Raw genomic sequence first — 263 nt, 5'->3', positions numbered from 1 at the left:
AAAAAAAAAGGGGCTGACATTCCACCCATGAGCAAACCACCCACCCGACACTCGCGAGCAGCATGGCCAACCAAACAATAGTTGAGCTCCTTAGAAAGGAGGTGATCCAGCCGCACCTTCCGGTACGGCTACCTTGTTACGACTTAGTCCCAATCGCCAGTCCCACCTTCGACGGCTCCCCCCACCAGGGTTAGGCCACCGGCTTCGGGTGTTACCAACTTTCGTGACTTGACGGGCGGTGTGTACAAGGCCCGGGAACGTAT

The 263-nt window shown here is 56.7% G+C and carries 1 rRNA gene; it reads right to left on the bottom strand.

Features of this window, described 5'->3' with window-relative positions:
* Window positions 1-94: 94 nt before the first annotated feature.
* Window positions 95-263: ribosomal RNA gene (locus HMPREF2756_RS04260) — 16S ribosomal RNA — on the bottom strand; the annotation flags it as partial.

This window comes from Rothia sp. HMSC067H10 (assembly GCF_001810635.1).
Lineage (GTDB): Bacteria > Actinomycetota > Actinomycetes > Actinomycetales > Micrococcaceae > Rothia > Rothia dentocariosa.
The sequence above is the reverse complement of the archived record's forward strand: the minus strand, read 5'-3'. Positions and strand labels throughout refer to the sequence as shown.